Source organism: Hartmannibacter diazotrophicus (assembly GCF_900231165.1).
GTDB lineage: Bacteria > Pseudomonadota > Alphaproteobacteria > Rhizobiales > Pleomorphomonadaceae > Hartmannibacter > Hartmannibacter diazotrophicus.
The window spans coordinates 5,318,788-5,327,443 of sequence record NZ_LT960614.1 but is presented as its reverse complement, the minus strand read 5'-3'; the positions used below and the strand labels follow the sequence as shown (position 1 = coordinate 5,327,443).

The window sequence follows — 8,656 nt, the reverse complement described above, 5'->3', positions numbered from 1 at the left end:
CTCAAATGCCTCCTGAATGGCGTCACGCCAAGAATTTTCACCCCCTATCCGCGCTACCGCTCGCGGATTGCCCCGGGGGCTTATGACCCGCTCGCCGAGAAATCGCCCGGCGAACGTACTCCAGATTACTCAGGAACGCGGAACGGCCTGGCCCGCGTCCCCCACTTCTCAGGACTGTCGCCAGGAAAGCCCCGCGGCCTTCCATCCGGCGATCGTCCCGCGATGGCCGGCCGCATCCAGCCCGCCCTCGAAACCGCCGGCGATGTTGAAGCAGGGCTCGAAGCCCAGTTCCGTCATCACCAGCGCAGCCGCCTGGCTGCGAACACCCGACCGGCACAGGAAGAGGAGCGGCTCGCCCTTGGCAAACCCGCGCTTTTCCAGTGCCACGGCAACCTGCCGGCCGAACTCGTCGTTGACCTGCATGGACGGATAGCTCTGCCACTCCACCAGCAGCGGCTCCTTGCCGAGTTCGGACAGGTCGGGCAGGCCGACATACCCCCACTCGGCGCGGGTCCTCACGTCGATCAACGTCGCCTGCGGCTCACTGCTCAGCATTTTCCATGCCTCGCCCACATCGACATCACCCGCATAAAGACCCATTGTTCAGACCATAGAAATCGCGTCACCCGAAATGACTTCGGATGTCGTCACGTTGAATTGTCCGGGTGGTCCCCGTCGACCAAGGGTGTCGCGCAGGGACATTCGACTGATCGTGCAACCGATGCCCCGGCGCTTGGCCGGCTTTGCGAAAGCAACGCCACCGGCCTTTTTTCAAGGCCAATATTGTCGTTTCTTTTCCATCGGTTAGGAGCAATCCCTCTGGCCCCCGACCGGTGTGAGAGTGAAAATACACAGCCCCCCTACCCCGGGCAAGCCAAGAATTTTAACCGCTCGTTTACCTTTGCCGGGACGCCATCGTGCCGATTGCACAAGAGGAGCGGGAAGGGTGTCGGGAACGCCTTGGCGAAACAGCAGATTCCGATTCAGACACCGTATGACTCGTGCGCCGAGCATATGAACTGTGACAATCGGAAAAAAATTTTGACGCCGCATATTGACAGGCATCGAATCTGCCGGCTCTCGGCAACCTGCCTCTAACGCATTGTTTTTAAAAATGTTTCTGTGTCAAATGACGTTAATATTTTGGTAATGCGGCAAAGGGCGAATCGCTGCCAAAAAAGAAGGCCCGGCGCATGGCCGAGCCTTCAAATTATGCAAAATCATCATGCCTGCGGCGCCATTTCGGTCATCCGAAAATCCGCGTCCGCCACAACTCCTGCGAGTTTGACCGACCGACCAACGAACGTCCGCCATCCGGCGCGGACCTGTGAACCCGGTCCCAGACCCAGGCAACCCTTATCAGGCGCCGACGGCCTTCACGCGGGCCGCAAGGCGCGAGACCTTACGGGACGCCGTGTTCTTGTGCAGGATGCCATTCTGCGCCGCGCGCATCAGCTCCGGCTGGCAGGCAGCGAAGGCCGCGTCGGCGGCAGCCTTGTCGCCGCTGGCAATCGCCTCTTCCAGCTGGCGCACATAGGTGCGCATGCGGCTGCGGCGGTTCTTGTTGATCTCGGTGCGGCGAGCGATCTTGCGCGTCGCCTTCTTGGCCGAAGTGGTGTTGGCCATTGGAAGCCCTTCTTTTGAATTGTCCGCTCGTCGACCGTCTTCCTCGGCCGACAAGGTCCGCATTCCACCTTCCGCTTGAAGGTGAGCCGACCACACGCCGCCAGAAAACGAAAAAATAGGGCGGCAACCAAAGTCACCACCTTGTTCGGTGCGGGCTTATAGTCGGTTGAGCCCGCCGCGTCAATGTCACGAGCGGCTTTCGCCGACGCATTTTGCCGCTTTCCCGCGGGGGCCGCCGATCCGCCCCGCTTCAGCGCCCGGAAAACTGGGCGCCGCGCTTCTCCATGAAGGCCGCCATGCCTTCCTTCTGGTCCTCGGTCCCGAACATCGCGTTGAAGAGGCGCCGCTCGAAGCGAAGGCCTTCGGCCAGCGCGATCTCCTCGGCGCGGTTGATCGATTCCTTGGCCATCATGACGGCGGGCAGCGAGAAATCGGCGATTTTCTCCGCCGTCTTCAGCGCCTCGTCGATGAGATCGTCGGCCGGCAGGATGCGGCTGACGAGGCCTGCCCGCTCGGCCTCCGCGGCCTCCATCATCCGTCCCGTGAGGCACATCTCCATCGCCTTGGAGCGACCGATGAGACGCGTCAGGCGCTGGGTGCCGCCCATGCCGGGCATGATGCCGAGGGTGATCTCGGGCTGACCGAACTTGGCCGTGTCGGCGGCCAGAATGAAGTCGCAGGACATGGCAAGCTCGCAGCCGCCACCGAGCGCATAACCGGCGACCGCGGCGATCACCGGCTTGCGGCAAGCCGCGACGCGATCGATCTTGTGGGCGAAGTCATTCTTGTAGGCGGTGAGGAAATCGAGGCTCGCCATCTCCTTGATGTCGGCGCCGGCCGCGAAGGCCTTTTCGCTGCCGGTCAGGACGATGCAGCCGATCGCATCGTCCGCCTCGAAATGATCGAGCGCGGTGCCGAGTTCGGTCAGGAGCTGGTCAGAGAGCGCGTTAAGCGCCTTTGGCCGGTTGAGGCGGATGAGAGCGACATGGCCGCGTGTCTCGGTCAGGATGGTTTCGAAGGCCATCGGCATTCCCCTGGGGTGGGCGTCAATCGACATTGCTTTGGAGAGAGGGCCGCGTTCGGCAGTTCAGCCCTCGTTGAAACGGACGGGGTCGGGTGATCGTGTCCGGCAGTCATCGCTCGCCATCATTGCCGACAGTCATGTCTGACAGACCGGACAGAAGAAGGTCGACCGGCCCGACTGGACGATGCGCTCAATGGTGCCGGAACATCCCGGCGTCTGGCAAGCCTCTCCTTCCCGGTCATAGACGGCGAAGCTGTGCTGGAAATAGCCGAGCGAGCCGTCCGCCTGGCGGTAGTCCTTGAGCGAGGAGCCGCCGGCGGCAATCGCATCGGCGATCACCTCGCGGATCGCCGGCGCAAGAGCCTCACGCCTTGTCCTGGCCGAACGTCCCCGGCCGGACAAGGTTCCGGCAAGACGCGTCGGTGACAGGCCCGCCCGCCACAGTGCCTCGCAGACATAGATGTTGCCGAGGCCCGCGATGACGCGCTGATCCAGAAGCGCGGCCTTCAGCGGCGCGCGCTTTCCGGCAAGCACCTCGTCGAGAAAATCGGCACCCAGCGCATTGCCGGTCGGCTCCAGTCCGAGCCCCTTGAAATGGGGATGATCGTCGAAGGCGGCGCGGGCGATGAGGGTCATGAAACCGAAGCGGCGCGGGTCGTTGTAGATCACGCGAACGCCGTTTTCCATGTGGAAGACGACGTGGTCGTGACGCTCCGACTTGCCCTTGTCATGGTGGAAGACACCGGGCGCTCCGGCCTCCAGGCCGTCGAAGCGGAAGGAGCCGGACATGCCAAGATGCATCACCAGACGGTGGTCGTCGTCGAGATCGCAGACGAGATATTTGGCGCGGCGTCCGAGATCGACGATGCGCCGTCCGGCGAGCCGCTCCGCGAAACGTTCGGGAAAGGCAAAGCGCAGGTCCGCGCGGCGCTGCTCGACGCGCAGGATCGGCACATTCTCCATCACCGGCTGAAGGCCACGCCGGACCGTTTCGACTTCGGGAAGCTCTGGCATCTCGACCCTGATCAAGTGGCCGCGGCGGGCGCGGCGAGGCTCCATGGACTATGCCATGCCGGCCATCGGCGCAACGCCGGTCTCTTCCGTGTTCCTACGGGGGGCATGGCCGCCGCTGCCGCCCCATATGGGATGGAAAGAGCTGTCAGCAAGACAGCGAGGCTTGCGCACGATCATTGCGGGCGAGACCCGACAGCCTCAGAAATGCCCCCTTCTCCGGAGGCCGGCCCAGAGTCGGCTTCGGGCAGGTCCGGCTGCATCGCAATCCAGGGAAAGGAGAGGCGACATGACAACCCCGACGAAAAGCGGCTTTGACATCCTGCCGGGCTACGATGGCGCGGTCATCGCGATTTCGGCAAAGGGTCACATCACCGCCGACGACTACGAGAAGACCCTGACACCCCTTGTCGAGGAACGGATCGCCAGCTTCGGCAAGATCCGATTTCTCTATATACTCGGGCCTGAGTTCCAGAGCTTTTCGGCCGGCGCCGCCTTCGACGATGCGCGGCTCGGCCTTTCCCACCTCGGGGACTTCGAGCGGATCGCCGTCGTGACGGACATCGACTGGATCTCGTGGGGCATGCGCCTTTTTGCACCGCTCATACCCGCTCCCGTGCGCGTCCTTCCGGTGGATGCCATCGAGGACGCCAAGGCCTGGATCTCCGCCGACTGACAGTGCGAACGGCTTGCAGCGCCGATGTCATTTGCCACCCGGGCGAGAACCGCGTTCGGGCGACGCCCCTATTGCCGCGCCGTCCCGGACAGACATGCATTGACACGGATTGAAAATCCATGTTTCTCTATGTAACATATTGAAAACATTACAAATTTGTAATTCTTGTGTTTGGATTTTGGCCAATTCTTGCCGCATTTAGGGAAGACGACGAGCGCGCCGGCATCTCATCCCGGCTGCGGCATCTTTCCGCCGACAGCCGTTGATCTGTATCTTTTCCTCAAGGAGCAGAACGATGCATCACGCGCCTGGTCGCCTCCCCGTTCTTCTACTCGCCAGCGCCCTTTCGCTCGTCGGTGCGAATGCCTTCGCCGAAGGCTTCAGCAGCAGCGATCCCTCGTCTTCAGCCGTCTCCGGGGTCTGGCTGACGACGCCCTATCCCGACATCACCGAAAGCCTCGGCGCGCCCTTCACCATCGACTTCTCGCTGGTCAACAAGGACCGCTCACCGAGCGAATACACCTTCTCGCTCGATGGGCTGCCGGATGGCTGGACCTACGAGATCGACGGCGGCGGCAAGAAGGTCGCCGCCGCCATGGTCGGCCCCAACGACAGCCGCAACCTGTCGCTCAAGCTGACACCGCCCGCCGATGCGAAGGCCGGAGCCTATGACATCACGCTGACCGGCAAGAGCAGCGGCGATACGCTGTCGGTTCCGCTGAAGATCGCGCTCGCCGAACCCAATCCGGCAAGCCTCACGATCGAGCCGAAACTGCCGGCCCTTCGCGGATCGGCCAAGTCCTCCTTCGACTACCAGTTGACCCTCAAGAACGACAGTCCGGCCGACACGGTGGTCAATCTCGCCGCCGACGCGCCGGCCGGTTTCCAGACGAGCTTCAAGGAGGCCTACGGCTCGCAAGAGCTGACCTCGATCCCGATCAAGGCCAATTCCACCAAGGACATCAAGCTGTCGGTCTCGCCGCCGCAGGACGCCGACGCCGGCTCCTATCCCGTCACCGTCGAGGCCCGCGGCGACAAGGCCTCCGGCACGAGCCAGCTCGAGCTCGACGTTACCGGCCAGCCAAGCCTGATGCTGACGGGCCCCGGCGCCCGGCTTTCGGGCACGGCGGTGGCCGGCAAGGAGCGCAGCTTCAAGTTCACCGTCTCCAACGCCGGCACCGCTCCGGCCGAGCAGGTGCATCTGGCCGCCAACGCGCCGTCGGGCTGGGAGGTCGACTTCGCGCCGAAAGAGTTGCCGGCGCTTGCCGCCGGGGCCAAGCAGGAGGTCGAGATGCGCCTGACGCCCTCCGACAAGGCGATTGCGGGCGACTACATGGTTTCCGTGCGCTCCAACGCCAAGGGCGCTTCCGACCATGCCGACTTCCGCGTGACGGTCGAGACGTCCACGCTCTGGGGCATCGCCGGCGTCGGCGTCATCGGTTCCGCCCTTCTGGTTCTCGCCCTTGCCGTGACCCGGTATGGCCGCAGATGAGCACCCCTGTCATCGAGGCCCACGGCCTCACCAAGTCCTACGGCGGCGTGAAGGCCGTCGACGGGCTTGATCTCACCGTCAACGCCGGGGAAATCTTCGGGCTGCTCGGCCCGAACGGCGCCGGCAAGACCACCACCATCCTGATGCTCCTGGGCCTGACGGAGCCCACCGCCGGCACGGTGCGCATCCTCGGCCACGACCCGCTGACCGAGCCGCTGGCGGTCAAGCGCGCCGTCGGCTATCTGCCCGACGCGGTCGGCTTCTACGACACGATGACGGCGCGGGAAAACCTGCGCTACACCGCCAAGCTCGCCGGCATTGCCCCGGAAACACGGGAGGAGCGCATTGAAGGCGCGTTGAAGCGGGTGCGCCTGCTCGATGTCGCCGACAGCCGGGTGAAGACCTTCTCGCGCGGCATGCGCCAGCGGCTCGGCCTTTGCGACCTGCTGGTCAAGGGCTGCGAGGTGGCGATCCTGGACGAGCCGACCTCCGGCCTCGATCCGCAATCGACCCAGGAGTTGCTGGACCTCATCAAGTCGTTTGCCAGCGACGGGATGACGGTCCTCCTCTCCTCGCACCTCCTCGGCATGGTGCAGTCGATCTGCCACCGGGTCGCGCTCTTCAACAAGGGCCGCGTCGGCCTGTCGGGCACGGTCTCCGACATCGCGGCCAAGGTGCTCGGCGGGGTCTATTCCATCGAGGTCGAGGCGCACGGCCTCGACCTGCGCGAAACGCTGACGGGAATGGATGGCATCGCCCGCGTCGAGCCCAACGGCGACACTCTGGTCACGATCGACGCGGCGCGGGATCTGCGCGCCGACATCGCCCGGAAGGTGGTGGAGGCCGGCGGCGCGCTGGAGCGGCTCACCATGAGCCGGTCCGACCTCGACGACGTCTATGTGCGCTATTTCGAGGAGGTGGACCATGCCGCGTAACGGTTCGCCCTTCGAGGGCACGATGACGATCGCGCTAAAGGAGGCGGCCGATCATCTTGCCAGCATCCGCATGCATCTCGTCATGCTGCTGGTGCTGCTCACCGCCTTCGGCGCCATCTACGGCGCCATCGGCCAGATCGAGCAGACCGTGGGGCAGGATCCCTTCCTGTTCCTGCGCCTCTTGACCACCGCAAAGGACCCGGTGCCTTCCTTCGTCACCTTCCTCGGCTTCCTCTTACCGCTCGTCTCGATCGCGCTCGCCTTCGACAGCGTCAACGGCGAATACAGCCGGCGCACCATGAGCCGCATCCTGTCGCAGCCGATCTACCGCGACGCGCTCTTGTTCGGGAAGTTCCTCGGCGGCCTCATCGTGCTCGCCATCTGCCTCGTCACGCTGTGGCTGCTGGTGACCGGCATGGGCATCCTCACCCTCGGCCTGCCGCCGAGCGGGGAGGAAATCCTGCGCGGGCTCGGTTTCCTCGTCACCTCGCTCGCCTATGGCGGCGTCTGGCTGGCGCTGGGGCTGTTCTTTTCCACGGTCTTCCGGCAGGCGGCAACCTCGGCGCTGGCGGCCCTCGCGCTCTGGCTGGTCTTTGCGATCTTCTGGGGCATGATCACCCACGCGCTGACGCTCGCCATAGCACCGATCGACCCGACGAACCCGATGACGCTCGTCAACGCCGTGGAGTGGCAGTCGGCGCTCGACCGCATCTCGCCGAACACGCTCTATTCGGAAGCGGCGGCGGCGCTGCTCAATCCGTCGACGCGCTCGCTCGGCCTCGTCTTCCTCAGCCAGATGCAGGGGGCGATCCCCGGCGCGCCGCTTCCCCTCGGCCAGAGCCTCGTTCTCATCTGGCCGCAGCTTTCCGGACTTGCCGCCGCGATGGTGCTGATCTTCACCCTCGGCTACGTGTCGTTCCAGCGGCAGGAAGTCCGGGCCTGACCGACCTTTCCGGGTGTACACGCGACGATCCCCGCGACCACGGCCGCGGGGATTTTTGCTTGTGCGGCGGTCCGGGGCGTTTTCCACGTCCACGAATTCGCCCTTCGGCCCCTCCCCTTGGCCGGACAACCGTCCTATAAGCGGTGCGGCAAAGGTTTTCTTATTTGGGAGTCCGTCAATGTCGGCGCAGGAAAAGGCCAGCTTCGGCTACCGCGACGTGGAGGTCGAGGCCAAGCAGGGCATGGTGGACGAGGTCTTCCACAATGTGGCGAAGCGCTACGACATCATGAACGACGTGATGTCGGGCGGCGTGCATCGCCTGTGGAAGGACGCCTTCGTCTCGCGCCTCGCCCCGCCGCGAAAAGGTCCCCGCCCGTTCAAGGTGATCGACGTTGCGGGCGGGACAGGCGACATCGCCTTCCGCATCGTGGAGCGTTCCGGCGGTCATGCCCGTCCGACCGTGGTCGACATCAACGGCTCGATGCTTGCCGTCGGCCGCGAGCGCGCGGCGAAAAAGGGCTACACCGACATCGATTTCGTGGAAGCCAATGCGGAAGACCTGCCCTTCGAGGACGGGTCCTTCGACGCCTACACGATCGCCTTCGGCATCCGCAACGTGCCGCGCATCGACAAGGCTCTTTCGGAGGCCTTTCGCGTGCTGCGGCCCGGCGGGCGGTTCCTGTGCCTTGAGTTTTCGGCGGTCGACGTTCCCGGCCTCGATAAGATCTACGACCTCTACTCGTTCAACGTCATCCCGAAGATGGGCAAGCTGATCGCCAAGGACGAGGACAGCTACCAGTATCTGGTGGAATCGATCAAACGCTTTCCGAACCAGGAGCGCTTTGCCGAGATGATCCGGCAGGCCGGCTTTTCCCGCGTTTCCTACACCAACCTGACGGGCGGCGTCGCGGCCATCCACGTCGGCGTCAAGATCTGAGGGAAGCAGCAG

At 64.2% G+C, this 8,656-nt stretch carries 9 protein-coding genes; 5 read left to right on the top strand and 4 right to left on the bottom strand.

Going from position 1 to position 8,656, the window contains the following annotated elements; translation table 11 throughout:
* Positions 1-168: 168 nt before the first annotated feature.
* From HDIA_RS24500 to mutM, 4 genes are all read right to left on the bottom strand, one after another.
* Positions 169-555, bottom strand: a complete 387-nt coding sequence (locus HDIA_RS24500) for a rhodanese-like domain-containing protein (protein WP_245884075.1) — start codon at positions 553-555, stop codon at positions 169-171.
* An 804-nt stretch (positions 556-1,359) separates the two neighbouring features.
* Positions 1,360-1,626, bottom strand: a complete 267-nt coding sequence (gene rpsT / locus HDIA_RS24495) for a 30S ribosomal protein S20 (RefSeq protein ID WP_099558611.1) — start codon at positions 1,624-1,626, stop codon at positions 1,360-1,362.
* Positions 1,627-1,876: 250 nt separating this feature from the next.
* Complete coding sequence (locus tag HDIA_RS24490; protein ID WP_099559147.1) at positions 1,877-2,650, bottom strand: enoyl-CoA hydratase; 774 nt, start codon at positions 2,648-2,650, stop codon at positions 1,877-1,879.
* 135 nt (positions 2,651-2,785) lie between these two features.
* Positions 2,786-3,664 carry a bifunctional DNA-formamidopyrimidine glycosylase/DNA-(apurinic or apyrimidinic site) lyase gene (mutM, locus tag HDIA_RS24485; RefSeq protein ID WP_099559146.1) on the bottom strand — a complete coding sequence of 293 codons (879 nt, stop codon included), beginning with the start codon at positions 3,662-3,664 and terminating at the stop codon, positions 2,786-2,788.
* A gap of 286 nt (positions 3,665-3,950) precedes the next feature.
* Here mutM and HDIA_RS25520 point away from each other — a divergent pair, with 286 nt between their 5' ends.
* From HDIA_RS25520 to ubiE, 5 genes are all read left to right on the top strand, one after another.
* Positions 3,951-4,337, top strand: a complete 387-nt coding sequence (locus HDIA_RS25520) for a SpoIIAA family protein (protein ID WP_157775812.1) — start codon at positions 3,951-3,953, stop codon at positions 4,335-4,337.
* Between the two features lie 295 nt (positions 4,338-4,632).
* Positions 4,633-5,829: an NEW3 domain-containing protein gene (locus HDIA_RS24475; RefSeq protein ID WP_099558609.1), complete on the top strand. Its 1,197-nt coding sequence runs from the start codon at positions 4,633-4,635 to the stop codon at positions 5,827-5,829.
* A complete protein-coding gene (locus HDIA_RS24470) occupies positions 5,826-6,764 on the top strand; it encodes an ABC transporter ATP-binding protein (protein ID WP_099558608.1) in 939 nt (312 codons plus the stop codon). The genes HDIA_RS24475 and HDIA_RS24470 overlap by 4 nt, the downstream gene beginning before the upstream one ends.
* Positions 6,754-7,707, top strand: a complete 954-nt coding sequence (locus HDIA_RS24465; protein ID WP_099558607.1) for an ABC transporter permease — start codon at positions 6,754-6,756, stop codon at positions 7,705-7,707. Before HDIA_RS24470 ends, HDIA_RS24465 begins: the two co-directional genes overlap by 11 nt.
* Positions 7,708-7,885: 178 nt before the next feature.
* Positions 7,886-8,644: a bifunctional demethylmenaquinone methyltransferase/2-methoxy-6-polyprenyl-1,4-benzoquinol methylase UbiE gene (gene ubiE / locus HDIA_RS24460; protein ID WP_099558606.1), complete on the top strand. Its 759-nt coding sequence runs from the start codon at positions 7,886-7,888 to the stop codon at positions 8,642-8,644.
* Positions 8,645-8,656: the final 12 nt, after the last annotated feature.

Coding starts and splice junctions, on each gene's coding strand:
- HDIA_RS24500 (WP_245884075.1), bottom strand. CDS start 555: ATGCTGAGCAGTGAGCCGCAGGCGACGTTGATCGACGTGAGGACCCGC.
- rpsT (WP_099558611.1), bottom strand. CDS start 1,626: ATGGCCAACACCACTTCGGCCAAGAAGGCGACGCGCAAGATCGCTCGC.
- HDIA_RS24490 (WP_099559147.1), bottom strand. CDS start 2,650: ATGGCCTTCGAAACCATCCTGACCGAGACACGCGGCCATGTCGCTCTC.
- mutM (WP_099559146.1), bottom strand. CDS start 3,664: ATGCCAGAGCTTCCCGAAGTCGAAACGGTCCGGCGTGGCCTTCAGCCG.
- HDIA_RS25520 (WP_157775812.1), top strand. CDS start 3,951: ATGACAACCCCGACGAAAAGCGGCTTTGACATCCTGCCGGGCTACGAT.
- HDIA_RS24475 (WP_099558609.1), top strand. CDS start 4,633: ATGCATCACGCGCCTGGTCGCCTCCCCGTTCTTCTACTCGCCAGCGCC.
- HDIA_RS24470 (WP_099558608.1), top strand. CDS start 5,826: ATGAGCACCCCTGTCATCGAGGCCCACGGCCTCACCAAGTCCTACGGC.
- HDIA_RS24465 (WP_099558607.1), top strand. CDS start 6,754: ATGCCGCGTAACGGTTCGCCCTTCGAGGGCACGATGACGATCGCGCTA.
- ubiE (WP_099558606.1), top strand. CDS start 7,886: ATGTCGGCGCAGGAAAAGGCCAGCTTCGGCTACCGCGACGTGGAGGTC.